The organism is Solibacillus sp. FSL W8-0474, assembly GCF_038004065.1.
GTDB classification, from domain to species: Bacteria; Bacillota; Bacilli; order Bacillales_A; family Planococcaceae; genus Solibacillus; species Solibacillus faecavium.
On sequence record NZ_JBBOQJ010000001.1, the window covers coordinates 2,137,990 to 2,164,328 of the forward strand.

Genomic DNA, 26,339 nt, shown 5'->3' on the forward strand with positions numbered 1-26,339 from the left:
CTTTTGGCATTCCTCTTTTTCACCCCAATTTAGTTTCATAACTATACATTTATGGTTAATAATAATGAACCACTTTTTTTTGAAAAGAAAGGAGTTTCCAATGAAAGATAAATTAATCCATTCTATAACAGAACATTCCCTACCACTTAATGATACGAGTTTAAATAAAATGGTAGAGGCCGTTGGAGATGCCAAAATTGTGATGATTGGCGAGGCTTCCCACGGAACTTCGGAATTTTATACAGTGCGTGCTGAGCTCTCAAAAAAGTTAATCGAACAAAAAGGCTTTCAACTCATTGCAGTTGAAGGAGACTGGCCATCCGCCCAAGCAGTAAACCGGTATGTAAAAGGCTACAGCGAAGAAAGTACAACCGCAAAAGAAGTTTTAAAGAAAGCTTTCCATCGTTGGCCAACGTGGATGTGGGCCAATGAAGAGGTCGCTGCCTTTACGGAATGGTTAAAAGAGATTAATACTAAGCGCGAACAAAAAATAGGTTTTTATGGCATCGATATGTATAGCCTGTTCGAATCAATAGATGAAGTATTAAACTTTTTATCGGACCATCCCGAGCATAAGGTTGATTTAGAACATGCCAAAAAAGCTTTTTCCTGCTTTGAACCGTACAATCGGAGCCATGAGCACTACGCCATTTCCGCCGTTCAATTTTCTGATGCATGTATTCGTGAAGTGACGGGCTTGTTAAGCTCATTACGTAACCATAAAGATAAATATTCTAGTCAGCAGGAAGAAGATTTAAATGTCATGATGAATGCACTCGTTGCAAAAAATGCAGAATCGTACTACCGGGAAATGATGTCAGATGAAAAATCGTGGAATACACGTGATTATCATATGGTGGAGGCGATTCATGAATTGCGCAAGTATTACGGAGAGGAAACGAAAATCATCGTTTGGGAGCATAATACCCATATCGGCGATGCTTCCGAAACCTCAATGAAGGATGAGCAGCTGATCAATGTCGGTCAAGTGATCCGGGAGCAATACGGGAAGGAAAATACGTATGCAATTGGCTTTGGCACATATGAAGGTACGGTCATTGCTGCAGACCGCTGGGGAGATCCTTTTGAAATTATCCCAGTCCCACCGGCAAATATAGACAAATGGGAAGGCCAGCTCCACGCAGCAAGCCCCGAAGATAAAGTACTTTTATTTACGGATGAAAATAGACAGCTGTTTAAGGATTGGATTGGCCACCGCGCAATTGGCGTTGTTTACGATCCGGCATACGAAGCATACGGAAATTACGTACCTTCCAGAGTCGGCAGCAGATACGATGCATTTATTTTTATAGATAAGACAAGTGCTTTACGACCTTTATGATATAAAATTTGAAAGCAGCATATTTCGGGACACAACTCATATATAGTTAGTGTCCCTTTTAGTATGTTGGAAAATGTGTAAAATAAGTGGTAGATGGTTGTAAAAAGGAGCGATAATAATGAAGCCAAGAGAGAAAAAAATTATTACATTACTGTTTTTCGTATTTATATGTCTAATAGTCATCAGATTTATTATTAGGATTTTAGATTTTTGGATTTCTAATTATTAAATCATCAATTAATTTTACCCTCGAAAAGTTTATTCAACATGTAAATCTCCTATATATTTTGCATAGTTGCCATTTGAAGTAAATTCGACTTCAAGAATGTATTCACCCTTTTCAGTAGGGACAGCAAAAGAATGTATTTCTTCTAACATACTAGTTTCCATATCATCTTCATATAATAATTGTTTATCGCCATTTTGAGTTGCTGAAATTTCGACTTTAATATCAGTATATTGCCCTTCATCTTCAATGCTATCTTCAAATGTAATTTTTAAAAATTGTCCACTACTTACATTAATTTTTTCAGATTTGCTTAATAACGATTCAAGATCATTTTCATTCAATGAGGTCGTATCTCCCTTTGTATTCCATCCTATTCGAGAGGGCTGCAAATTATATTCCGACTTATTTACTTCTAATTTTGTAATAGGGTGTCCAACACTATAATTTTCAGCAAAACACCCTGATAAACAAATAATCGCAAAGCATAGACAGATTAACTTTTTCAATATTTTTTCACCTCACCTTTTATAGATTGGATTACGATATTACTTTCCTTTGAAGTTACATAAAATAGAACTCATTGACTATCTACAAATAGAATTATTAATAATTCATCATAATGAACATTCCCCATAATAAAATAAGGATTGGAAAAAGGATAAAGAACCAATTCAACACTTGTAATATACGTATAAAAACAGTATTTTTCTTTACGACAAACTTTTTAATATATATAAGGGAAATCACAGCAATTACAGGTGTCCATAAAGCTAATGAACCATAATTTGGATCGGTAGCATCTATTAACTCTTCTATCAAAAATAAAGTAAAAATAAGATTTATAACGAGTAATAACGATGGAATCATAGAATTGTTACTTAATTTCAAATTAACTCTCCCCTTTAATTAAGGCTCTTTTCTAAAAGAAATTTGCTAATATATCGAACTAATGCATATTATACTAAAAACAAGGAAAATTTGTTAATATCTAATTAGGAGGTGTTTCTTAAATGAAATTGAAAGGGTTCATAGTTACTTTGGGAACGTTTGCACTGACAACAGCCTTACTTTACTTGCTTGGTTATGTGCTTACTATTCCTTGGCTAATGTTGCAGTACGAGTATACTAATAATGCAAGCGAGTTCTTTTTTTCAATAGGGTCGTTAGTTCCTTTAGTAATCGGTTTGTTAATAAGTTTTATTGCCGAAAGAATTTATATGTACAAATCCCGACAAAAATTCGGCTAATTGTTAAAAATAGGTGTTACATTCTCAAAGTACTTTTAACACTGTATTAGATTCAAAAAACTATACAGTAGCTACTGCTACCCCTTCATCGCTCTGTCAACCAATCATAAAATGGCACTGGGCGCGTACTTTGCTTCTGTTCTTTCACTTCTCGTAAAACCGGGCGTGCAATCGCCTTATCATATGCTCCTTTATAAATTGCGCGTAATGTTGTACGGATCGTTAATTTCCCTTCATGAATATCTTGAATAATTCGCCACATAGCATCCTTTGCAATCGTAAACTCCCGTCTGTTTTGGATCGGTGTCGCTAAAATGGCTGCTCGTAAGCCATCTTTTAACTCTTCTTTCATTGGCAAACTTGTCATGAATTCATATAATGTTTTTTGCCACTCGTTCATTTGACCAACTATATATTTATATATTTCATTTAAAGAGCTTGTTTTAAAAAGATTAAAAGAAATAGTTTGTTGCTCAGAAAAATTGCTGATTTCCTTTATTTCATGCGTTTCTTCAGCTGGGACTCGCTCGGACATTTCCGATGGGACATGTAAAATTTGATAGATGTTTGCCCCTTTAATCCCATTCAATTTCGTACTTGCAACGACTCGTAATATACCAAGTTCGGCTGCTTTTTTCACCGAACGATAAACTGTTTTTGTGCTGATTCCTACACTATCCGCAATTGTCTTCGCCTTTAAATGTGCTGCCCCTGGGTAAGCCAGTGCCGACTGCGCGATACGTAAAATAACATTACGCTCGCTTTCTGTTAAATCATTTGCTTCAAGATGCTGTGCCACTGCCTCATCCATTTCCGCTACTGTGTTGAATGTTTCATAAGTTTTTAAATAATCAAATACCATCATATGCATCTCCCTTCACCATACATATGTCAAAAAAAATGGCGAAAAGGGACAAGCTTTTGAAAATATTTTAAATTTATTTTACTATCACATGTTCAGTTATTAAAAACCCACACATTAAATTCCCCACTTTGTTCTTGTAAATACCATCCTGATTTAACATAATAATTATTCAAATTAGAATTAGTCGGACATAATGAAATGATAGGTAAGTCATTTATCGTTTCTAGCATCTTTTTTAATAACCCTTGACCACGGTAAATTTCACTAACCGCAAATTGATACAAAGATATTTTGTTTTGTCTTTTTTTTCGGTAAAAGCGAAATGCCCCTACTACTTGACCGTTTACTGTTGCTACTATCATTTGCTTTCTTCTTATAGCTGCTTTAATTCCATGAGGACATAAGAATTCTTGAGAATAAATTGCACTGTTATTGCTGTCCAAATTTACGTTGAAGAACGACACAACTTCAGGTATTTGAGTTGGATTTGCGAAAGCTATCTGCATATTTCTCCCCCTTTTACGCTTTTTAAGACAAAAGAGACTTATATATTTTCCCTATAATACCTTCCAGTTGATGTACACCCAATTCAGTGTTCGTCATGATGACAGCACCTTTCTCTAAAAAGGGAAACGCCACCATCATACATTGAAAACCCACTCCCCAACCAAGTGATGTAATTTCCAGTTCTTTTTCAGAGCCTTCTAGAAATACACCGAATCCAGTCCACCTTTTACCTCTTTGTGGGGTGATCATTTCTTTTGCTAAACTTTCTGAAATGCCAATCTTGCTTGCTCCCTTTACAGAATTCATTAATTCAAGAACCAATTCAGCTAAATTTAAAGAAGTTGTCCATAATCCCGAAGCTGCTGGATAAGGATATAGAGGATATTTCCCACCTACTATTTCACCATTCTTGTTGTGACCACAAGAAAAATTTAGCCTATCTACGTCCAACATAGTGATATGGAAGTGGCTATTTGTCATTCGCAATGGCTCAAATATTTGCTCGTTCACAACTTGATGAAACGGCTTTTCAGTGACATCTTCTATCAATTGCTGAATGATACAAAACCCTGCATCCGAATAATGAAATTCACTTTCTGGTTCATACTTGACGTTAATAGGCGTTTTACAATAAGGAGTTCGGCCTTCTAATAATTCAACCATCGACGGAACCCCTATTTCCGTATTTAATTCAGAAAAACTACCTTCAGGATCTTTAATTCCAGATTGATGGCTTAGTAAGTGCCGTAATGTCACCTTTTTATTTTTAGTAAATTCATTTTCTGGTATTTTCCATGATTCAAGAATTTCATTCACATCGCCATCTAAATCGAGAAGTCCTTCATCTACTAGCTTCATAGTAAGCATGCCTGTTAAGAACTTGCTAATTGAACACGCACTAAAAATAGAATCTTCATTTGTTTTTCTATTGCAACCTACTTCTAATATGCCGTAATTTTTTGTGCCACTTATTTGACCGCCCTCAATTAATGTTATACTTAAACCTTGCACATTATAGTGTTTCATTCTTTCTTCTATGTTGATGTTTTTTAATTTCATAACTATCCCCTTTTTAGTATTTTCAATTAATCATAACACGAATGTACGTTCTATTGTATATAATTGTAAAATGCATAAAAAAAAGCTAAACCTGAGTCTATACAAGTTTAGCGGTTTCATTTAGTTTTCTCGTCTTTTTTTCCTTGCCAAATATACGAGCAGGATAAGCATCAACATCGTTTGTACTAAGAAGGCAATTGCATCCCAAAATGCTGCACGGTCTCCTGCCCCCATAATATTTAAATAAACGGTTGTGATCATATAATAGAGCTGTGGTATAAAGTACACAAAGGTTAAAAGTAACGTTAAAAAAACGCCAATTATGTAAAATACACTATAAATACGGACCAAATTCCATTCATCCTGGAACATCTCTTTATGATCCTTTGCTGATTTACGATGTTTTTTAAGGAATGATCTTAAATAAACTTTGCCGCTCTCCATCAGGTTATAACACCCTGTAACATTTTCAACGACATAATAGACATCTGTTTTCATATAGAAACAGCATTGATAGATGGATTTTATAAAAATATCCAACACGATGATGCTAACGATTCCTACAAAACTTGCATTTGGAAACAGCAGCATAAAACCGAATGAAAGGAAGAGAATTATTTGCTCAATAGACATGCCAGCTAAGTATAGGATATTCCTCTTTTTAGGATCGAGCTTCCAAGCTTGAGTCAAGTCCGTTTCAAATACAATAAATATAAGCCGATTCCCAATACTTAATTTAGCCGGTAAATCCTGCGATCTAATGGCGAGAATATGCCCAAATTCATGAATGACAATTAATACTAAAGAAATTAATAGATATGTAAGGACATTTAGTACCATCGAATCGAACAGGAATATGTCTTTATAATGAGGAAAAAATTCTGGATTCAATATAAGAATGAATATGTTCGATACTAGCAACAACAAGTAAACTTTATTCATTAAGCTATTAAAAAATATACGCCCCATCCATTGCGGGATCCAAAGAAAACCACTTTCAGATTTAGCCTGCTTTTCTTTTTCTCTATGTACTTGGACACCATCCACATGTTGAACAAGCCCTAACTCCACCAATTGCTCAACAAATTCAATGATATCGACTTCTTCTTCGGGATAATGTTCTTTTAGCGCCTTTTCAATTGCAGCTAAATTTTCACCTTTTTCCAAACGTTGGATTGCATCAACACCTATCTCAGGCAATTCAAAGAAGTCACCGGAAATCGGCTCCTCCACGATATAATTTTTTTTATCTTTTCGAATGGATAACGGATATAACGTTATTTCTGATTGCAAAGATACCTTCAACGGATTGCCTCCTCTATAAATTAAAATAGGATGCTATAATTATAGCACCCTACATTTACCTTACTCATCATTTCGGAATTAACCAACACCACCAGCAAGTAACTTTGATTTTATTTAGTTTGCGAATTTTCATGTTTATCCCCTCCTCTCATATCCATACCTTTACGGTAATTTTTAGAAATCTGTACCCATTCAGGATAAATCTGTTTAAATAATTCTGTAAGCTGAGGATCGAATTGTGTGCCTTGTCCTTCTACTATCCTCTCATATGCCACTTCGAATGGAAGAGCAGGGCGATAAGATCTGGAGGAAGTCATCGCATCAAAGGCATCGGCAACCGCTGTAATTCTTGCTGAAAATGGAATATCCTTCCCAGACAGTCTATCTGGATAGCCTTTACCGTCCCATCTTTCATGATGATGGTAGATTACATCAATATTATCAGCAACCCCATCAACGTCACGAATAGCTTCAGCTCCAACAACAGGGTGTGTTTTAATTATATCAAATTCTTCGTCTGTCAACATACCAGACTTTGTCAAAATTGAATCTGGTATATTAACTTTTCCAATATCATGTAGTAAACAAGCATAATAAAAAGAATTTAATTCAGACGCTTTAAATTTCCCTGTAGCTTCCGCCATGTTCATTGCATAAGCAGCAACTCGTTCACTATGCCCCCTAGTATAGGGGTCTTTCAACTCCAATATAGCAATGACACCTTTAACAATACCTTCTAATTGTTCATCATATGAGTATTTCAATGCTTTAATATAATTTAAAAATCGATGAAGTAGTATAAAAGAAATAATTGATAGTACAATCATTATACTTATTGGAAATATGATTAATGGATCCTGTATAAATATACCAACCACGATGTATTTAAGCAATAATCCAATTGTTATAAAATATGTAAATTTCCTATTCACAAAAATCGGGGAGAAAAGTATAATTACAAGTTCTACCATATTACCACTAGTGTAAGTAAGCGAACTATCTTTATAATATAATATGTCTGAAATTACATTCGTTAAAAAATAGCCTATAAATAATATATATTTTACAACTTCTGTTTTTCTCTTTTTAATTAAATAAATTGATAATAGAATAAGGATAATCATGACGCTAAATTTAATAAACATAAAATCATACCACGCTGAGCTCTTTGTACTAACATCACTCCACGGATATGCTGGGAATAAATTATTATAAAATATTTCATAAACAAAAAATACTACATAAAATAACCATAAAAATAGAATTGTTGAACGCTTTTCTTCTTGTAACAATGACGTTTTCTTCATTTTTTACCTCGCAATTTTTTTACGACTCAATAGACTTTATACTTAGTAACTTTATTATAACACGATATTAGAAATTAGTACTATATGTCTACAAAGTATTTTTCCTTCTTTTAATCTTTTATACTATAAAGCACTCATTATCCAATAAATACCTGTTCAGTGAGAAAATAAACTTTTCTTTTACTTTTGTTCTATTCTACCGATAAATCCTTCTTTTACAATACACTTTTACACCTTACAACTCAATTCCCTATTTCAATAAAATTTATAGAATACTCTCTCTATTGTGTTTTTACCTTAAGTTCAATCCTAAAACCAGTAAATTTTGCTATATTTAAATCATGTTGTTATAAAATGTTCATAAACATTGACAGTTAAATTAGAGGTGTAAAGTGTACTACCGTCCCTAATTTTAAAGTCTCATTATATTTATTTACCCAAATGTAAAAAGCCCTAATCGCAATTTGCGATTAGGACGTCACCTCATGTAAGCCAGCTATTAAAACGGATACTCCCTTGGATCTGTCTGAACAGAAATCCATTTCGTTGTTGTAAATTCATGAATTGCCCATTCTCCACCATATCGACCTAATCCTGAAGCTTTTTCACCGCCAAATGCAACGATTGGTTCGTCATTGACTCCCTGATCATTAACATGAATCATTCCCGTAATAATTTGTTTGGCGACTTCAACACCATGTTCGGTTGTACCGGCGTGTACTGCACCGCTTAGTCCATAGTCACTGTCATTTGCTACGCGAATCGCTTCTTCTTCACTATCTACAACGATGACACCTACAGCAGGTCCAAAGATTTCTTCCTGTGCTATCGGCATATCATTTGTGACATTCGTCAAGATGGTAGGGGCTAGTACGTTTCCTTCCACTTCGCCTTTTAGCGCATATTCTGCTCCTTGTGCAATACTTTTGTCGATTAAATTTTGTATCCGTTTGATTTGTTTATTGTTGATTAGCGGGCCAACTACAACATCCTCATTTTTCGGATCTCCATATTTAATCTGGGATGCCTTATCCACAAAGGCTTTCATAAATGCTTCGTAAGCCGGACGCTCAACTACAATCCGATTTAGGGACATACAAATTTGACCGCTGTTTAAGAATTTTCCAAAGGCTGCAGAAGCTGCTGCTCGTTGTACATCGGCGTCTTTTAGTACAAGCATGACATTGTTTCCGCCAAGCTCTAAAGCAACGCGCTTAAGATGTCTTCCGCAAAGCTCCCCAATATGACGTCCTACCGGTGTAGAACCAGTAAAGGATATAATTTGCGGGATCGGGTGTTCAATAAAAGTATCTTTAATCTCAGAAGAACTGCAAACTGTAATATTGAATAAACCTTTTGGAATGCCGGCCTCTTCAAAAATTTCCCCTAGAATTAAACCGCCTGAAATCATCGTCTGCAAATCCGGTTTAAGCACTACCCCATTACCAGTTGCTAAAGCAGGTGCTAAGGAACGCATCGTTAAATGAAACGGGAAATTGAATGGACTAATAATCCCTACGACTCCCGCAGGATTGTGATAAACACGATTTTCCTTCCCTGGGATGACAGATGGCATAATTTGCCCGTGCATTCGAAGAGGGAATGTTGCTGACTCTTTCATAATGCCCATTGCAGCAGAAACTTCAATATTAGCTTTCGTATGGGAAGCCCCATTTTCCTCCACTAAAACTTGAACGATTTCATCTCTTCGTTTTTCTACTATTTGAGCGGCCTTTTCAATAATGGCTTGTCTTTCATAAGGATTAACCTTTTCCCATTCTTTTTGCGCTTCTTTTGCCGCCTGATAAGCCTCATCTATATCCTTTTCATTTGCCAGTCGAATTTCCGCGATCGTTTCCTCACTGTATGGGTTCTGATCTACATACACTCTTTCGCTATTGCCTTCTCTCCATTCGCCACCAATAAACTGCTTATTCCATTTTTTATAAATAAGTACCACCCTTTCAAAGCCTTACTTTTTTCTTCAACACATCTTCCCTGTTTATGTAGTGGATAATCTACATACTGTTAGGATTAACACTTTAGCCTAAATATTAAACATAAAGACATAAGAAAAAGCGCTATAAATCCTAGTATTCTAAGATTTAAAGCGCTTCTTGATTGATTTAAATTGATAAATTGAGACTACTTTTTGATTACTCCAATCCGGTATTGGAAATAGCACTCTTATTAAGACGTTTCTGACGTTTTTCCGGATCGAAACGGCGCTCAAGCCAACCTAGCCCAATATCTACAATTACCGCCATTAACGCTGTCGGAATTGCACCGGCCAAAATAATGGCAGTTCCATCTGTTGCGTTTGTGCCGCGGATAATAATATCCCCTAATCCGCCCGCACCGATGAAAGCACCAATTGCAGTAATACCGATAGCAATTACTAAAGCAATTCGAATACCTGTAATAATAATCGATAAAGATAATGGCAGTTCAATCATATAGAGGATTTGTCTACGTGTCATCCCCATGCCGCGCCCTGCATCCGTTAAACTTTTATTGATCGTTGTAATTCCCGTATACGTATTTTTAATAATCGGCAGCAGTGAATAAAGGAATACCGTTGCGATAACCGTTGATTTCCCTAAACCGAGCACTAGCATAATCATCGCCATTAAGGCTAATGCCGGAATCGTTTGAATAATATTTGCTAATGTAATGATAAATCCAGCTAGCTTCATATTTTTAGCGATAAAAATACCGATTGGAATTCCGATGAGTGCAGCAAGCAATACACCATACACTGAAATATAAAAATGCGTAAAGAACAGTTCAAGTACATAAAGTCCGTTTTCCTTAAAATAATAGAAAAGCTGTTCAAACGTACTTAATTGCGATAAATCTTCCATTATTCCTCACCCTCCTCATTACTGAAATAATTGTTTTCAATCAGGAAATTTTCTGCTACGACAGAGGGTTCCAATAAGTTATTGTCCGCCAAATAGTTCAGTTCCTGCATTTTATCTGTAGAAATTTTACCAACTAAACGTTGGAGAATTTCCCTTAGTTCAGGTTTCGCTTCTAAAATTTCATTCGTTGCAAGTACGCTTGTTTCATAAGGTGGGAAGAAATTCAAATCATCTTCAAGAACCTTTAAGTCATAAGACGCAATACGGCCATCTGTTGTATACCCAAGGACAATGTCGATTTCACCTGCCTGTACAGCATCATACACTAAGCCAATTTGCATTGGATATGTACGTTTAAACTGAAATCCGTATTCCTGAACAAACGCCTTAAAGCCATCACCTTCACGACTTAGCCAAGATGTATCAACACCCGCTTCAATATCAGTAGCTATTGCAGCCAGATCGCTGATTTTATTAAGATTGTATTGCTGCGCTGTTTCCTGCGTTACCATAAAGGCATACGTGTTTTCAAAACCATATTTATCAAAGAATGTTTGGTTATATCTTTCCTGAAACGCATTTTGAACAAAGTCCAATGCCTCGGCAGGATCTTTTATCAGTTCCGCATTTAAAGCGCCGGTTAATTCTGTACCGGTGTAACGTGTAGCCGAAATATTAGCGTCCCCATTGAGCATTGCCTGGTGAAGAACGGTACTCGAACCAAGATTATTGATTAATTCTACTTGTTCATCTGAGTAATACTCAATCATATGTTTGAGCATATAGCCCATAATTTGTGATTCGGTTGTAACGGCACTAGCAATCTTAATTTTGTCGGTATTACTTGCCTGGTCACCGCCAATCGAACAGCCAGCTAGAAAACCTAACGCCAGCAGCATACTTCCGAATAAAAGGATCGTTTTTTTCATTCTGTTTGGCCTCATTTCTCTACTTTTAGTCCTTTTGGAGTTGTCCAAATCTCTACTCTAGACAATATAAAATCAGTGAGCAGTGCCAATGCTGTAACTAGTAAAGCACCGCCAATAATTAATTCAGTTTGATAAAGGTTTAAACCGTTAAAAATAAAGTCACCTAAACCACCAGCCCCAATATACGATGCAAGTGTTGCCCAGGCAATGACATAAACAGCAGATAATCGTATCCCTGCCATAATAACTGGGATTGCAAGAGGTAATTCCACCATCCATATAGACTGCAATGGTGTCATCCCCATACTAATGCCCGTTTTTCGCAAATCTGCATTAACAGATTTTAATCCGATATAAGTATTGTTTAGAATTGGAAGTAACGTATAAATAAACAAAGCAACAATTGCCGGTATTTTCCCAACACCTAGAAATGGAATCATAATAGCTAAGATGGCTAAAGAGGGTAATGTTTGGAAAACACTTGTAATGGCTAAAACAATTTTTGCTATTGTTTTTGTTTTTGATAAAAATATACCTAGAGGAATCGCGAAGATTACACCAAGAAGTAATGCAATAATTGAAATATAAAAATGTTCCCATGTTTTTAATAGGATGTCACTGCTATTATCCGTAAAAAAGGCTATCATAGTACATTCTCCTCCCGAGTTACAAGAAGAGCATTTTTATTTTCTTCCTCGTCGCCCCAAATCGTGTCATAAATTGTATCAACAATATTAGCACGGGTAATTAATCCGATTAGTTTGTGGTCGTTATCGACAATCGGGATGTTTTGAAGATTCCGTTTTAAAATACGTCGAACAGAATCCTGCAGCTTTGTCCCGGTTTTAACGTATATAACTTCTCGCTGTAATACTTCATTAATGCTTTGTCGTGTTCGTTGCGGACCTGTAAAGCTATCAACATTTAAATAACCGATCAACCGTTTGTCTGCATCTGTCACAAATAACGTATCTACACGTTTTGATACCATCAGACGTAGTGCATCATCCAGACTTTTCTCAATTGTAATGGAAATGGGCTGGATCATTACTTCATCTACTATTTTGACGCTTGGTTTATTTTGAATTAGGCGGTGGGAGCCAATAAAATCACGTACGAAATCATTTGCGGGGTTTGCTAATATATTGTCTGGTGTATCAAACTGTACTACCTTCCCTTCGTGCATAATGCAAATTCGGTCGGCTAGCTTGATCGCTTCATCCATATCATGCGTTACAAAAATAACGGTCTTGCCAAGGCGCACCTGCAAATCCTTCATTAAATCCTGAAGTGTATCACGTGTAATTGGATCTAGTGCCCCAAATGGTTCATCCATTAAAATGATGTCCTGATTCGCTGCTAAAGCACGTATAACGCCGATTCGTTGCTGTTGTCCGCCAGATAGTTGGGCTGGATACATATCCAAATAAGAGGTAGGTAGGTTTACCATGCCGATTAATCGTTCGGCTACTTTATCTTTTTCCTGTTTGTCCCATTTAAGGAGTTTTGGTACGAGGGTGATATTATCTCTAATAGTCATATGTGGCATTAAGCCGATTTGCTGAATAACATAGCCGATTTGCCTGCGAAGCTGCACTGCATTCATTTTGGATAAATCCGTTCCGTCCATCATAATTTTGCCACTGGTCGGCTCTATCATGCGATTGATCATACGTAGAGCGGTTGTTTTGCCACTGCCGCTTGTTCCGATAAAGACGATAAATTCGCCTTGCTCAATATCAATACTTAAATTGTCTACCGCCTTTTTATTCCCACGATAAGTTTTCGTCAAATTTTGTATGGATAGCATACAATACCACTCCTCTTTTTTAAAAATCCAATTTTGAAGTTTATTAATCTGATGTTAAATACCCATTACAAACAGATTACAAACCATTGCAAATATTTCTTGCAACATAATAATCACATCAAAAGTAACAACTTCACATAAACTAAAAGTTGCTTTATAATCTATTATATAAGTAAAACTGAAAAATTAAAACCATCTGTTAATTTGTTTTTCCTTAAATGGAGAAAAAAGAGGATCCTGCCTAAATAGATAGACAGAATCCTCTTTTGCTTATTTCAGCATTGTCGTCTTTAAAAAATCTTTCGTACGTTCCTCTTTCGGATGTTCGAAAAATTGCTCAGGATCTCCGCGCTCGATAATTTCCCCCTCGTTCATATACACAATCCAATCGGCTACTTCTCTAGCAAATCCCATTTCATGCGTAACAACAACCATCGTCATTCCTTCATTAGCCAGTTCTTTCATTGTAGTTAAAACCTCTCCGACAAGCTCTGGGTCAAGCGCTGAAGTCGGCTCATCGAAAAGCATGATGTCTGGTTCCATTGCAAGCGCTCTTGCAATGGCGACCCGTTGCTTTTGCCCGCCTGATAGTTTATTAGGGAAGACATCGGCCTTATCTTCCAAGCCTACTTTTTCTAGTAATTCTTTTGCTTTGGACGTTGCAACTTTTTTGTCAACGCCCTTTACCATAACCGGCGCTTCAATAATATTTTCCAAAACGGTTTTATGAGGGAACAGGTTGAAATGCTGAAACACCATTCCGACCTTTTCTCTAATCTTATTCAAATCGTCGTTGCTAGGATCCACTTCTTTACCTTCTATAATAATACCGCCGCTATCTTTTCTTTCTAAAAAGTTCAGACAGCGAAGAAGCGTACTTTTCCCTGAACCACTTGATCCTATTAAACAAACAACATCGCTTTCATAAACAGTCATGTCAATATTTTTTAATACGTGCAAGTCACCAAATGACTTATTCAATTGAGTGACTTTAATCATTTCCTTCGCTTCCATTGTTGTTGCCTCCTACCTATCGCTAATTGCTAATTTCTTTTCTAATCGGTTTACTATAAATGTTAACAATGCTACCAGTACTAAGTAGTAGACTGCTACAATGAGTAAATAAGTCATTTCATCAAAATTATTCGACCCGAGTGTTGTCGCTACATTAAAGAGTTCATTCATGGAAATAAATGCAGCTAACGACGAATCTTTCAATCCAATAATAAACTGGTTGCCAAGTGGTGGAAGAGCACGGCGGAATGCCTGTGGAAGAATTATTCTTCTTAATGTCAGCACTTTAGTCATCCCTAAAGAGCGTCCTGCCTCCATTTGACCTTTATCGACTCCTTGGATTGTCCCTCGAAGGATTTCAGAAATATAGGCGCCATTATGTAACGCTAATGCAAGTGAAGCAGCCCAAAAATCAGGAATCAGGAAAAGCCCGCTTAGACCGAAGTAGAGGATAAAGATTTGAACAATTAACGGTGTTCCTCGGACTAAAAAGACATAGGTATCTGATATAAGTTCTAATACTTTAATTTTAGAAATTTTCATTAAGGCAAAGAAAAGTCCGATAACAATTCCAATCAAAATAGAAACAACCGTTAGTTGTAACGTTAAAAGCATTGCTTTAAAAAAAACATCTCTAGTATCCATTAATATATTGAAAAAATGTGAAAAACTTGGCACTGTACATACTTCCTTTCGTCTTTAATAAATTGAATTATTCCGGTTTTTTTGTAATGTCTTCACCAAAATATTTCATACTGATTTCAGTGAGTGTTCCATCTTCCCGGAGTTTTTCCAGCGCCTCGTTCACTCGCTTTAATAAGTTCGGGTTATCCTGCGGTAGTACAATCGCTTGTTCACTGCGCTCAATTAGCTCCCTACCTTCAATTTTAAAGCCTTCTTTTGCAGCATTTTTTCCGGTTACGAAATCGGTGATTACCGCATCATGACGGCCGCTGCTTAACGCTTGTAAAGCTGTGATATCACTGTCATAGGTTTTTATATTGTCTGTATACTTGGAGGCTGTATCAGAATAGGTTGAACCTTTTGCTACAGCTACTTCCTTACCCGCTAAATCGTCGACAGTTTCAATGTCACTGTCAGGTCTCGTAAAAATTTGCGGTCCGGAATAATAATAGGGGGTACTGAAGGAAACATGTTTGCTTCTCTGTGGATTAATCGTGTGGCTGGCTACAGCTACATCTGCACGGCCCGTTTTGACACCTTCAACAATTCCTTTAAACTTAATCCGCTTTTGAACCGGCTCAAGACCGAGTTCCTTTGCGATCGCTTCGCCAACTTCAATATCAAAGCCGGACATGCTAAGATCTTCATTATTAACATAACTAAATGGCTTAAATTCGCCAGAAGCAGCAAAAACAAATTGATCTTTATGTATCAGTTCAGATCCGTCGGCAAGCTTCTCTTTCTCGGCACAAGCAGATAAGAAGCAAACCGCGAGTAAACTGAAAATGAATATGATTCTTTTATTAAACTGCATATTACCTACCATTCCCTTTCATAAATTTCTAAGATCTTTTGCTAAGTACCTTACAATAAAAGTGAATACCCCTTTAGGTCTACACTCAAACAAAAAGTGCCAGATACCTATTACGGGATCTGACACTCTTTGCATAATTATTCATGTAAAATGGCTCGTTTCGCAGATATTATTGCTACAGGTAGAAAATTAACCCATAAAAATTTATAAAAAATAAAATAATTTTTTTATAATTTAATACAGTCTTTGAGAAAATCTGGATCACTGTTTGGACTGATCTGTATAATTACCCCATGTTCTCAATGACCTTATAATCGTTTGTTTTCTTATATTGAATTTCATTTTCTTCGCAAAATACGATTAATTCTTTATATACATCATTTGTTTTATAATACCCAACACGAATCGGAAGGCCTTTTCGAACTTATCATATTTTTATTTTCTATCTGATATTGTTAACCCTTTATAAAGTTCCAAAAGCTTATTGAGATGCCCACATAATTGAGTCGGCAATGGCAATGAATAGACAAGCAAATGAAAATAGTATGTAAGCAACACTGACACTAATAATAAAAGTTTGTTTTTTTACAGATTGTTCTGGGTGATGGATTATAATTTTTAGCAAGTTGATAATATTGACACAAAGCACTATCGAAAAAAGTGGAATACCTATTAATGATAAAGGAACTAATGTTTCCATAAAGCTCTAACCTCCCCCGTTTTTGGAATTGTTATACGATACAGTCCTATACACCTTCAAGAGGCATTAGTAAGAATAACTAAATTTAAGAACCTACTTTAAAGATTTTCATATACGCTTTAAAAAGTATAAACCCTATAAAACAACTTAGTAGGTTTAAAATAATGTCATCTATATCAAAAATGCCTAAAAGCAAGATTAGTTGGAGAGTTTCTACACTGATTATGATTAAAAAGCAAGAAATCATTGTTTTGATTAAATTTCTTCGAGAGGGAAAAGCCATTGGTATTAAAAAACCCAAAGGTATAAGTGGAATAATATTACCAAAAATATTCATAAAAGCTACACTAAAACTCAAATCACTTATATAAGTTTCAATTGTTCTAAAAGGAACTAAGTTTGCAAATGATTCTCCATTATTTCTACGCTGGATATTCGATTGTATTCTATTAATAACAAGTTGTAGCTCTCCATTGAATTTAATCACAATAAAATTTAGTACTAAAAATATGTATATAGAAAAAAGAATCTTTCAAATATTATTAAACATACTTAAAAAACACCTCTATTCGAATGTGATTCGCTTGCTACAGCGATTTGTCTTCATCATACCCCGAGCACATTTTTACATTCTTATATCTCTACTAACTATTTCTTTAGTAGAAGGGTCAATATAAATCCCAATTGGCCCTAAAAATTGATCTTGAGATGTAGTAAATCCTACTTTCACAACTTTTAGTAGCTTTTCCTCTCCGTTTGTTTGTCTTTCTTCAATAATGCTTTCCTCTGTTACTTTGGCACCTTCCCAATTACCTATCACTGTTTCTTTAGCCAAGTCACTCAAACTCGTCCATGCAATTTCCCGCATTTCCATATATACTTTCTCTAATTCATTTATCTCTTTCTGATTTTCATTACTGCACCCAATTAAAAGGAAGTTTAATGAAAGGAAAAAGATTACTAAAAATAAGTTCTTCATTACCTCACCTCAATCCAACTTTACCATATATATACATAAAATTTGGAGATTTATTTAATATTGAAGAAAAATTAGTTGTTTAGTGTTAAGTCGGCGACTCTCGGGGAAAGACACGTAGCAGAGAGATTTGTGTCGAGCTAACGGAGAATACAATGGCTAACGAAGCAGACACAAAATTAAAAGACATGAGTCCGATTAAATATCGAACTCATGCCCAAACTACATATTTCTTATTGAGCTGTAATCCCGCCATCTACAACGAATTCAGCGCCTGTAGAGTAGCTAGACTCATCAGAAGCTAAAAATACTACTAATTGTGATACTTCTTCTGGTTGAGATACACGTTTTAGAGGAATATGTTTTGCAAACTCTTCGATCGCTTCTTTTGCATCTTCTTGCATGATCATTGGTGTTGCAATTACACCTGGGTGTACTGAGTTCACGCGAATACCCATATGCGCTAAGTTAAGTGCTGCTGCTTTTGTCATACCGCGCACTGCGAATTTTGTATCTGTGTAACCAACTGCTCCACCAACTAAACCGTTGATAGATGAGATGTTCACGATTGAACCACCTCCAGCTTTTGCCATTGAACCTGCAACAGCCTTCATACCTAAAAATACAGATACTTGGTTAATGTTTACGATTTTCATGTACTCGTCCAAAGATAACTCGAGCATAAATTTATTTAATGAAATACCTGCATTGTTTACTAATACATTTACTGGACCGAAAGCTTCTTCTGCTTTCGCTACAACTGTTGCCCACTCTTCTTCAGAAACAACATTTTGCTTAACGAATAAAGCATTTTCGCCTAATTCTGCTGCAAATGCGTTACCTTTTTCTTCATTTAAATCTGTTAAAACTACTTTAGCACCTTGTTCAATAAATGCTTTTGCATGTGCTGCACCCATACCTTGGGCTGCCCCTGTAATAATTGCTACTTTACCTGATAAACGAGACATATTAATTTCCTCCTTAAAATAAGTGATAGTTACTACCACTTCTCATCTATACAATACCTATATTTTCCATACAAAACAAACAAACTTTTAATGAACATTTCTCCTCAATTTGTTCACTTATATACAAAATTATGCCCCATAAATTTGCTTTTTAGTGCTTTATTTTAACGATATAAAAAACACCGTAACAATTGTGACAAATTGTTACGGTGCTAGTTATTAACGCAGTCTTTCTAAATCCTGATAATCTTTCATGTACGGGCCATCTTCTGCCACTGCAGAATGATATAGTGCTTTGACAGCAAAGTTTTTCTCAAGACCCATTTCTGATTTTAATTTCTTTAATTCATCATGTAGCTCGCGATGTTCATTTATAAGTTTCAGCATAATCGTTTTATTATATTTCATGTAAAATCACTCCATTTAGTTGATCACTTGTATGATGACAACTTTTAAATAATTGAATTCCGGAAAGTTGTGTGGCACCGTAAAGTCTTCCGGTAACTGGTGCTCTTCCAGAATTTTATAGCGAGTACCGGCATCTTTAAAGGCTTTGTCTATAAACGTTTTGAACTTTTTCATATTAAAGCTGGCGTTATTTGTTGAGGCGATGATGACCCCATTGTCATTTGTAATAGCTAATGCATCCTTCAACAACTTCGGATAATCTTTAGCCGTGCTGAATGTCATTTTTTTCGTACGGGCAAAGCTTGGTGGATCAAGGACCACAACATCAAACTTCAAGCCTTTACGAGCCGCGTAACTAAAGTAATCAAAAACATTCATTACTTTAATATCTTGTGATTCAAAGTCAATTCCATTCACACTAAATTGCTCAATCGTCTTTGGCAAGCTTCGTTTAGCCAAATCTACGCTCGTTGTGCCAGCCGCGCCACCAAGTGCTGCTGCTACAGAAAATGCCCCTGTATAAGAAAATGTATTCAGTACCGTTTTCTCTAGAGAATAGCTGTCTCTTAACGCTTTGCGTACATTACGCTGATCAAGGAAAATACCAGTCATTGCCCCATCATTTAGATCAACCGCAAAATTCATGCCATTTTCCTGCACGATTAACGGGAACTCACCTTTTTCGCCTGATACATAATCATCCTGATCGATATATTGGCCGTTCGTATTGAAGCGCAGTTTTTCATACACACCGCGCGTATTGACTGCTTGCTTTAATGCTTCATAAATTTCTTCACGGAATGAATAAATGCCTTCACTATACCAGCTCACCATGTAAAAGCCGTTAAAGAAATCAATTGTTAAGCCGCCAATGCCATCGCCTTCCCCGTTAAATACGCGGAATGCACTCGTTTGCTCGGATGCAAAAAAGTCAGCACGCTTTTCAGCAGCTTCGCGAATTTTTTTCGCAAAAAACTTTACATCAATCAGCTCTTTTTCTTTACGTGAAAGAACCCAGCCAATCCCTTTATTTTGTGCACCGTAATAGCCTGTAGCAATATAACCACCGTTTTTATCGACTAAATGCAGTAGGCTGCCTTCTTCAATTGATACTTCATTAGTTACAATCGCATCTTTTAAAATGAGGGGATAGCCATTCGTTAAATCTTTAATCGCTTTTGCATCTACTTGTAATTCTACTTTTTTTCTCATGTTTTCATCCTTACTACTGTTTTTCGTTCAAAAAAAGAGAGATTTGTGTATACAAATCTCTCCGTACTTCTCTAGTTTACTACGAATGACGGACAATAGCTACTCACACAGTTAAGTCGTCACTTTAAATACTGTTTTCATTTTCTCAATAATACCACCCGAAGAATACGTTAGAACACTTCGTTTATAGAATGATAAGCTCAGGAAGTATAACGCTAATACAGTACCTAATAATACAGCGAAGCTAATAATTGGTTCGATTGCACTTATATCCGTTGCGCCTAATCGCATTGGCATAACCATTCCTGAAGTAAATGGAATGTAAGAGAATACTTTAATTAGCATTGTATCTGGGTTACCCATACCTGTAAGCATGACATAAAACCCTACAAGTGTTAGCATCATTGCCGGCATCATCACTTGACCTGCTTCCTCTACCTTTGAAACAAGTGAACCGAATAGTGCCCCGATGATTAAATACATGAAGATTGTTAAGAACAGGAATCCCATCACATACAGGAAATAGCTCATTGACATCGAATCAAGTAAATCCGTTACGATGGACCATTTGTTCCCTCCGTCTGAGAAGCGTAACAGTAACAATAAGCCACCGAATAGGATGATAAACTGCGTAAGTGCGACTAAAAATACACCAACGATTTTCGAACGGAAGTGGATTTCAGGCTTAACACTTACAAGTAACATTTCCAGTGCACGTGACCCTTTTTCTGAAGCCACGTCTGTCGTAATAATGGATAAATACGTAGCGACAAAAATATAAATAATAATTCCGATAGCATACGAAATAAATACACCAGCCATTTTTTCATCAGCGGACTTACCATCTGCTGCTGCTTCATTAATCGAATTTAATGTAATGATCGGTTCAGATGATAATAAAAGCTGCTGTTGCTCCGGTGATAAATCTAATTGACTCATCGCATAAATTTGACCTGCCTGACTTAGCATCTCTTGAAAGTTTGACTGGTCATTTAACGGTAATGGATCATAAGATTCAATTTTTGCTGCCAATTTCCCATCAGCATCCGTTAATGTAAAGGCCGCATAATAGTCCCCGTCCTTTAACTTATCTGCAACTTCACCTGCTGTTACATATTCATATTCGTAATCATCTGTATTTTGCAGTACTTCCGATACATCGAAATTTGTTTCATTTACAACAGCAATCGTGTCAGCATCGCCAGAGAAAATTAGGTCTCTAATTTCCGACCAGTATATAATTCCCGCAAGGACGACTAAGTAAAGTAATGTAGTTAATATAAATGACTTAGCCGATACTTTCTGTTTATATAGTTGTTTAACGAGTACCATAAATTTAGACAAGGCCAGCACCTACTTTCTCTTTGAAGATCTCGTGCAATGATAAATAATCCAAACTGAACTTTTCCATATAGCCCCCATTGGAAAGTAAATCAAAAATGGCAGGTGCATAAGATTCGTCTTCCAAAGTCAGTACGGCCTGTGAGTCACGCTCCATTTTAACATGAACTACACCAGGGAACTTGCTTAACTCTTCAAATGATTTATCTGTTCGTACTGTCAATTTCGTTTTGCCGTATTGCTTCTTCAAATCGAGCAATGAGCCAGAGAACAATGATTCACCACGTTTTAATAAACATAAATGATCACACAGCTCCTCGACATTGTCCATTTGGTGACTTGAAAATAAAATCGTCATTCCTTGATCACGTAAGTATAGGATGGCATCTTTTAGCAGCTCCATATTAACTGGGTCCAGCCCGCTAAACGGCTCATCTAAAATTAAAAACTTCGGTTTATGGATAAAGCTCGCAATAAGCTGTACCTTTTGTTTATTACCTTTTGAAAGTGTTTCTGCTTTTACATTTCGCTTTTCTTCCAGATCAAAGCGTTGAATCCAGAAATCGATATCCTTTTTAATTACCGCTTTATCCATACCGTGAAGCTCACCAAAAAAGTATAATTGCTCTTCCACTTTCATTTGCGGGAAAATACCGCGCTCTTCCGGTAAATAGCCTAAAATATCACGATCGACTGATTTAATTGGTTGCCCGTCCCACGTAATTAAGCCTTCTGTCGTATCCTGCAAATCCAAAATCATGCGGAATGTCGTCGTTTTTCCTGCTCCATTTTGACCGATTAACCCGAAAATTTCACCTTTATCAATGGTAAAATTAAGCCGGTCGACTGCCACAAAATCTCTGTATCTCTTTGTAACATCTTTTAGTTGTAACACCATTCTCATTTCCCTCCTTAATTTTCAAACATAGCCATTTCTTTTTTTAAAATACGTTTTCGCTTTATAACATTGATTGTCGGAACGATTAGTAAGAGCACAGCAAGTAGATTCATAACACTGATGAGGAAATTTACATCATACGTAAGTTCCCCCAACGCAAACGCACCATTTGTACAGGCCGCCAGGAAATTAATAAATAGTAATGGATAATAGATCGACAGCATTCGATTGAAATACTTTAATTTCGAAGAAGCATCACTATATAATTCAAACGGACCTTTGCTTTTGTGCTGGCGGAAATATAACCAGTTTAAACGCTTTTGTATTAGCTCGATCCCAGCGCTTTCTGTAAAATCCAAGTATTCTTTTACATCTTTTCCTTTAAGAAAGTGATCAAGTACTTCAAGACGGTACTCGTATTCACCTTGCTCGCCCTGCTCAAAGTAATAAAATGAGAATCGTATTTTTTTAAGATGCCAGCCCTGATTTGCCATGTCATTAATCCACTGCTCTTCCTTCGCATCATCACTAAAAAGCTTAAATATACGCATCACATTTCCCCTTTTGCTTGTAAAGATTTATTAGGCACTTTAATGTGGGAAGTTTCTAAATCGGTAAGATGTGATGACATACTATTTTTTACGTGCTTCCCTCGTTAAAGTTTCAATATATTGTAAAAATTTTCAATTCATCATTAATTTTCATACAACGCTATTTCTTTTTTTAAATTCTGTTTACGGTAAACTGTTTTTGCCAGTGGATAGAGAAGTGCAATGAAAACGCCGGTGTTCAGTCCAGAAATAAAGCTGTTAAAATGTAAACTATTCTCAAACACTGACATCACCCCATTAAATAGAGCAAATACTAAATTTAATACAGCTGCGGTACCATAAAGAGTATAAATTCGGTTTATATAAGAGAGCTTTGAAACCGGATCACTGTATAGCTCAAAATTCCCCTTACTTTTATGCTGACGGAAATATACCCAGTTAAAACGTTTTTGCACGACCTCTACACCTGTACTTTGAACAAAGTCCAAATACTCATTTGCCGCTTTCCCGAAACCGAATCCTTCAAGCATTTCTGAACGGTATTCATATTCACCTGGTTCACCTTTTGCAAAAGTGTAGAATGGAAAGTGAAAGCTTTGGAAGTACCAGCCTTCAGTTGCCATATCGTTAATCCACTTTTCTTCTTTCGCATCATCCAGGAAAACTTTAAATTTACGCATCACAAATCTCCTTCCGCTTGTATAATTTTTCTACCGTTGTTATAGAGCTCTTTAATGCGGGTAACTTCAGCTTCAACAATCTGTTTGCCAAGCGCTGTAATGACATACTCTTTTTTTCGTCCTTCCCCCGCTAATGTTTCAATAAATTTCTTTTCCTGCAAATTTTTCAGTGCACCGTACGTAGTTCCCGCGCCTAACTTTACACGCCCATCGCTCCATTCCTCGACGATCTGCATAATTCCATATCCATGGCGCGGTTCATATAGTGCCAACAAAATATAATAAACCCCCTCTGTTAAAGGTTGCTGCAATAAAACCCCTCCGTTCTATCGACGTCTGATATATCGGCTCTTGATATATAATATATCGGACGCTGATATAGTGTGTCAACAAAAAATTCAGAAAATAAAAAAAGACTTGGGAATATGGTTAACAAATTAGGTTGTTGAGGAGAAAAGTGCAAATAACAGGTTAATCAGCATATATTACAACAGTGAAATAGCCATATAAAAACAATTAAAAGCGCTCAGAATTGAACGCTTTTTAGCATAATATTTTACTATCCTTATTGAACTAAAGGCCGCAACAGTTCATTATCACTACATTTTTCTATCTTGTGTAGTTCCATCTGGATTTACTTGATACTGCCAAAGTTCCCCATCTTCTCCTCTGTAAATATACAGATACATAATTGTTTCGCCCTCAACAAAATTTATATATAACTGATAATCCACATTTCCTTCTCTGATTTCATCAAAGGGGACTATTTGTATACTTTTTTCATACTCGAAATCGTCTTTCACTTTATCGTACACCCATACTTCATTGGTCTCGAATTCACCTTCTCCAGAGAAATATTCTGTTCCAAATATTTCTTCAACTTCATCTTTAGAATGACCTATTTCTGCATTTGCTTCTACAAACTCTTTGTCTAATATTGGACTCGAATCCGATTCATTATTTACATCTGAACAACCAAATAATATAAAACTTAATAATACAGTAAGTAATACTCTTTTCATTTAATCTTCCCCCTTGTTCCCCATTAATTGAAGAACATCATTTATGATCTTCTAAGGATTTTTTCCCCTTCTACCGCATCCGTTAAGATACTGAATAAATTCACACTTTCTCAGTTCACTAATCAAACAAAGTTCGATATTTCACTTATAGCCTCTGAAACTCCTGTATCTTAAATGCTAGTGTAATTTTCCCCAACCGGGAAAAGTAAAATAAGGGAAGCATTTACCGCTATTTCAAGATTCGAATCGTTTTATGTGAAAATAAGGGAAGTATTTTCCTTTATTTGCGTTAAGCGAGTCCTTTTTTGAAGCTTTTGAACGAATAACGGAAATTTGTTCCCTTATTTCAGAAGATTTTTAATTTATTTGGTGAATAAGGGAAATTCCTTCTTTTATTTTTGATGGGAAGTCTATTCAACCGGTACGAACGGATTCTCTTCTCGCAAGAACACAATATCTCTCTAGGTAAGGATAAAATAAGGGAAGCGTTTTCCGCTATTTCACGACTTGAATCATTTTATGTAGAAAATAACGGAACCATTTTCCTTTATTTGCGTAAAACGGGTCCCTTTTAACCAGTTTTGAACGAATAACGGAAATTTCTTCCCTTATTTCAGAACATTTTTAATTTATTTGGTGAATAACGGAAATTCCTTCCGTTATTTTTCGATTGGAAGTTTGATGTGATTACCTAGCTGATACGAGCGGACTCTCTTCGTGCCAGACGCGGGGATAAGCATTTTCTTCTCGACTAGTTGAGCTAACAGTTTTCTTGCGGTTTTGTCACTTACTTTCAAATATGTCTCTATATCTTTTGGAAAGATCGCTCCCCCTTTCCGAACTGCCAGCCGAAGAACTTCTTTTTCATAATAGGTTAAAGATGTATAATCCAGTTTATCACCTAACCGCTGCCCGAAAACTTGCTGAACTATTTGCTGACAGCGTCGTGGCCTCTCTTTCACTTGGTCATAAGAAAAGCGAATTACAGTCCATCCGTCAATGACTAACTGATTTTGCCGTTCGAGATTATCGGCAAACTGCCATCTGCTTATATTCTTCAAGTGTGGACCATACCCGTCAATTTCAAAGCAAATCCGGACACCTGGACGAATATAGGCAAAATCCAAATACCTTTTTCCATCCTTAAAATCATCGACTTCATATTCTGGATGAAGATAATTGAAATGGGAAAATAGCGGCCACCATACTTGCTTTAAAAACAGCATTTCCGCCTGATTATGACCTTCTTTTAATCGCCTTAGCCTTTCCCCAGTTCTTGCTTGTACGTGCAAATTCAAAAATACTTGATATTCTTCTTCAAAACTCATAAAAAATACCCTCCTAAATTTTAAATGTGGAATTATAAGAATAAGCGGAGATTTTACTGTTATTTTTATAATGGAGTGATTTTAGCAGGAAATAAAGGTAAGATTTCCGCCTATTTGTATAAAATACTTTTAACTTTATGTTTTTGAGGTGAATAAGCGGAATTCCTCCGTCTATTTAGCGGTGTGTGCAGAAGCATTAGAGGATACAACTATTTCCAGTTTAATAAATCCCTAAAATTTGTCAATAAATACACAAAAAAACCGACTCCATAAAGGAAT

At 36.1% G+C, this 26,339-nt stretch carries 30 protein-coding genes; 2 read left to right on the top strand and 28 right to left on the bottom strand.

Features of this window, described 5'->3' with window-relative positions; genetic code table 11:
• The first annotated feature begins 100 nt into the window (after positions 1-100).
• Positions 101-1,342 carry an erythromycin esterase family protein gene (locus NYE67_RS10555; protein ID WP_340730006.1) on the top strand — a complete coding sequence of 414 codons (1,242 nt, stop codon included), beginning with the start codon at positions 101-103 and terminating at the stop codon, positions 1,340-1,342.
• 258 nt (positions 1,343-1,600) lie between these two features.
• Here NYE67_RS10555 and NYE67_RS10560 read toward each other — a convergent pair whose 3' ends face one another.
• Together NYE67_RS10560 and NYE67_RS10565 are read right to left on the bottom strand one after the other, a co-directional pair.
• On the bottom strand, positions 1,601-2,077 hold the full coding sequence (locus NYE67_RS10560) for a hypothetical protein (RefSeq protein ID WP_340730007.1): 477 nt from the start codon (positions 2,075-2,077) through the stop codon (positions 1,601-1,603).
• A 97-nt stretch (positions 2,078-2,174) separates the two neighbouring features.
• A complete protein-coding gene (locus NYE67_RS10565) occupies positions 2,175-2,438 on the bottom strand; it encodes a hypothetical protein (protein ID WP_340730008.1) in 264 nt (87 codons plus the stop codon).
• Positions 2,439-2,581: 143 nt separating this feature from the next.
• Between NYE67_RS10565 and NYE67_RS10570 the strand changes: the two genes are divergently transcribed.
• Positions 2,582-2,818 carry a hypothetical protein gene (locus tag NYE67_RS10570; RefSeq protein ID WP_340730009.1) on the top strand — a complete coding sequence of 79 codons (237 nt, stop codon included), beginning with the start codon at positions 2,582-2,584 and terminating at the stop codon, positions 2,816-2,818.
• Between the two features lie 85 nt (positions 2,819-2,903).
• Here the strand turns inward: NYE67_RS10570 and NYE67_RS10575 are convergent, their stop codons facing one another.
• From NYE67_RS10575 to NYE67_RS10700, 26 genes are all read right to left on the bottom strand, one after another.
• Complete coding sequence (locus tag NYE67_RS10575; RefSeq protein ID WP_340730010.1) at positions 2,904-3,683, bottom strand: helix-turn-helix domain-containing protein; 780 nt, start codon at positions 3,681-3,683, stop codon at positions 2,904-2,906.
• Between the two features lie 92 nt (positions 3,684-3,775).
• The gene (locus NYE67_RS10580; RefSeq protein WP_340730011.1) at positions 3,776-4,189 is read right to left on the bottom strand and encodes a GNAT family N-acetyltransferase; all 414 of its coding nucleotides are present in this window, start codon (positions 4,187-4,189) and stop codon (positions 3,776-3,778) included.
• 22 nt (positions 4,190-4,211) lie between these two features.
• Positions 4,212-5,249 (bottom strand): serine hydrolase domain-containing protein, encoded by a 1,038-nt coding sequence (locus NYE67_RS10585; protein ID WP_340730012.1) that lies wholly within the window; start codon positions 5,247-5,249, stop codon positions 4,212-4,214.
• Positions 5,250-5,369: 120 nt separating this feature from the next.
• A complete protein-coding gene (locus NYE67_RS10590; protein ID WP_340730013.1) occupies positions 5,370-6,554 on the bottom strand; it encodes a PqqD family peptide modification chaperone in 1,185 nt (394 codons plus the stop codon).
• Between the two features lie 110 nt (positions 6,555-6,664).
• Complete coding sequence (locus NYE67_RS10595; protein WP_340730014.1) at positions 6,665-7,861, bottom strand: HD-GYP domain-containing protein; 1,197 nt, start codon at positions 7,859-7,861, stop codon at positions 6,665-6,667.
• A 499-nt stretch (positions 7,862-8,360) separates the two neighbouring features.
• On the bottom strand, positions 8,361-9,812 hold the full coding sequence (locus NYE67_RS10600) for an aldehyde dehydrogenase family protein (protein WP_340730906.1): 1,452 nt from the start codon (positions 9,810-9,812) through the stop codon (positions 8,361-8,363).
• Between the two features lie 205 nt (positions 9,813-10,017).
• Positions 10,018-10,725 carry an ABC transporter permease gene (locus tag NYE67_RS10605; RefSeq protein WP_340730015.1) on the bottom strand — a complete coding sequence of 236 codons (708 nt, stop codon included), beginning with the start codon at positions 10,723-10,725 and terminating at the stop codon, positions 10,018-10,020.
• The gene (locus tag NYE67_RS10610; RefSeq protein WP_445683370.1) at positions 10,725-11,654 is read right to left on the bottom strand and encodes an osmoprotectant ABC transporter substrate-binding protein; all 930 of its coding nucleotides are present in this window, start codon (positions 11,652-11,654) and stop codon (positions 10,725-10,727) included. Before NYE67_RS10610 ends, NYE67_RS10605 begins: the two co-directional genes overlap by 1 nt.
• A gap of 11 nt (positions 11,655-11,665) precedes the next feature.
• Positions 11,666-12,301 carry an ABC transporter permease gene (locus tag NYE67_RS10615; RefSeq protein ID WP_340730017.1) on the bottom strand — a complete coding sequence of 212 codons (636 nt, stop codon included), beginning with the start codon at positions 12,299-12,301 and terminating at the stop codon, positions 11,666-11,668.
• Positions 12,298-13,464 (bottom strand): ABC transporter ATP-binding protein, encoded by a 1,167-nt coding sequence (locus NYE67_RS10620; protein WP_340730018.1) that lies wholly within the window; start codon positions 13,462-13,464, stop codon positions 12,298-12,300. Before NYE67_RS10620 ends, NYE67_RS10615 begins: the two co-directional genes overlap by 4 nt.
• Positions 13,465-13,734: 270 nt before the next feature.
• The gene (locus NYE67_RS10625) at positions 13,735-14,478 is read right to left on the bottom strand and encodes an amino acid ABC transporter ATP-binding protein (RefSeq protein WP_340730019.1); all 744 of its coding nucleotides are present in this window, start codon (positions 14,476-14,478) and stop codon (positions 13,735-13,737) included.
• A gap of 12 nt (positions 14,479-14,490) precedes the next feature.
• Positions 14,491-15,156, bottom strand: coding sequence for an amino acid ABC transporter permease (locus tag NYE67_RS10630; RefSeq protein WP_339212391.1), 666 nt, complete (start codon positions 15,154-15,156; stop codon positions 14,491-14,493).
• Between the two features lie 34 nt (positions 15,157-15,190).
• Positions 15,191-15,988: a transporter substrate-binding domain-containing protein gene (locus NYE67_RS10635; protein WP_445683371.1), complete on the bottom strand. Its 798-nt coding sequence runs from the start codon at positions 15,986-15,988 to the stop codon at positions 15,191-15,193.
• 469 nt (positions 15,989-16,457) lie between these two features.
• Positions 16,458-16,676 carry a hypothetical protein gene (locus NYE67_RS10640; RefSeq protein ID WP_340730020.1) on the bottom strand — a complete coding sequence of 73 codons (219 nt, stop codon included), beginning with the start codon at positions 16,674-16,676 and terminating at the stop codon, positions 16,458-16,460.
• 85 nt (positions 16,677-16,761) lie between these two features.
• Positions 16,762-17,163 (bottom strand): VanZ family protein, encoded by a 402-nt coding sequence (locus NYE67_RS20790; RefSeq protein ID WP_445683372.1) that lies wholly within the window; start codon positions 17,161-17,163, stop codon positions 16,762-16,764.
• 138 nt (positions 17,164-17,301) lie between these two features.
• Positions 17,302-17,655, bottom strand: coding sequence for a hypothetical protein (locus NYE67_RS10650; RefSeq protein ID WP_340730022.1), 354 nt, complete (start codon positions 17,653-17,655; stop codon positions 17,302-17,304).
• Between the two features lie 230 nt (positions 17,656-17,885).
• Entirely contained in the window at positions 17,886-18,620 is a 735-nt protein-coding gene (locus NYE67_RS10655; protein ID WP_340730023.1) for a glucose 1-dehydrogenase, read from the bottom strand.
• A 219-nt stretch (positions 18,621-18,839) separates the two neighbouring features.
• A complete protein-coding gene (locus NYE67_RS10660; RefSeq protein ID WP_191701867.1) occupies positions 18,840-19,028 on the bottom strand; it encodes a hypothetical protein in 189 nt (62 codons plus the stop codon).
• Positions 19,029-19,043: 15 nt separating this feature from the next.
• Positions 19,044-20,240 carry a class I SAM-dependent rRNA methyltransferase gene (locus tag NYE67_RS10665; protein WP_340730024.1) on the bottom strand — a complete coding sequence of 399 codons (1,197 nt, stop codon included), beginning with the start codon at positions 20,238-20,240 and terminating at the stop codon, positions 19,044-19,046.
• A 111-nt stretch (positions 20,241-20,351) separates the two neighbouring features.
• Positions 20,352-21,584 carry an ABC transporter permease gene (locus NYE67_RS10670; RefSeq protein ID WP_340730025.1) on the bottom strand — a complete coding sequence of 411 codons (1,233 nt, stop codon included), beginning with the start codon at positions 21,582-21,584 and terminating at the stop codon, positions 20,352-20,354.
• On the bottom strand, positions 21,577-22,479 hold the full coding sequence (locus NYE67_RS10675) for an ABC transporter ATP-binding protein (RefSeq protein ID WP_340730026.1): 903 nt from the start codon (positions 22,477-22,479) through the stop codon (positions 21,577-21,579). Before NYE67_RS10675 ends, NYE67_RS10670 begins: the two co-directional genes overlap by 8 nt.
• Before the next feature lie 14 nt (positions 22,480-22,493).
• Entirely contained in the window at positions 22,494-23,030 is a 537-nt protein-coding gene (locus tag NYE67_RS10680; protein ID WP_340730027.1) for a DUF2812 domain-containing protein, read from the bottom strand.
• Positions 23,031-23,173: 143 nt separating this feature from the next.
• On the bottom strand, positions 23,174-23,710 hold the full coding sequence (locus NYE67_RS10685) for a DUF2812 domain-containing protein (protein WP_340730028.1): 537 nt from the start codon (positions 23,708-23,710) through the stop codon (positions 23,174-23,176).
• Complete coding sequence (locus NYE67_RS10690; protein WP_340730029.1) at positions 23,710-24,021, bottom strand: PadR family transcriptional regulator; 312 nt, start codon at positions 24,019-24,021, stop codon at positions 23,710-23,712. Before NYE67_RS10690 ends, NYE67_RS10685 begins: the two co-directional genes overlap by 1 nt.
• A 288-nt stretch (positions 24,022-24,309) precedes the next feature.
• Positions 24,310-24,732, bottom strand: coding sequence for a PhoU family transcriptional regulator (locus tag NYE67_RS10695; protein ID WP_340730030.1), 423 nt, complete (start codon positions 24,730-24,732; stop codon positions 24,310-24,312).
• A gap of 659 nt (positions 24,733-25,391) precedes the next feature.
• Complete coding sequence (locus tag NYE67_RS10700; protein ID WP_340730031.1) at positions 25,392-26,060, bottom strand: DNA-binding response regulator; 669 nt, start codon at positions 26,058-26,060, stop codon at positions 25,392-25,394.
• Positions 26,061-26,339 lie beyond the last annotated feature (279 nt).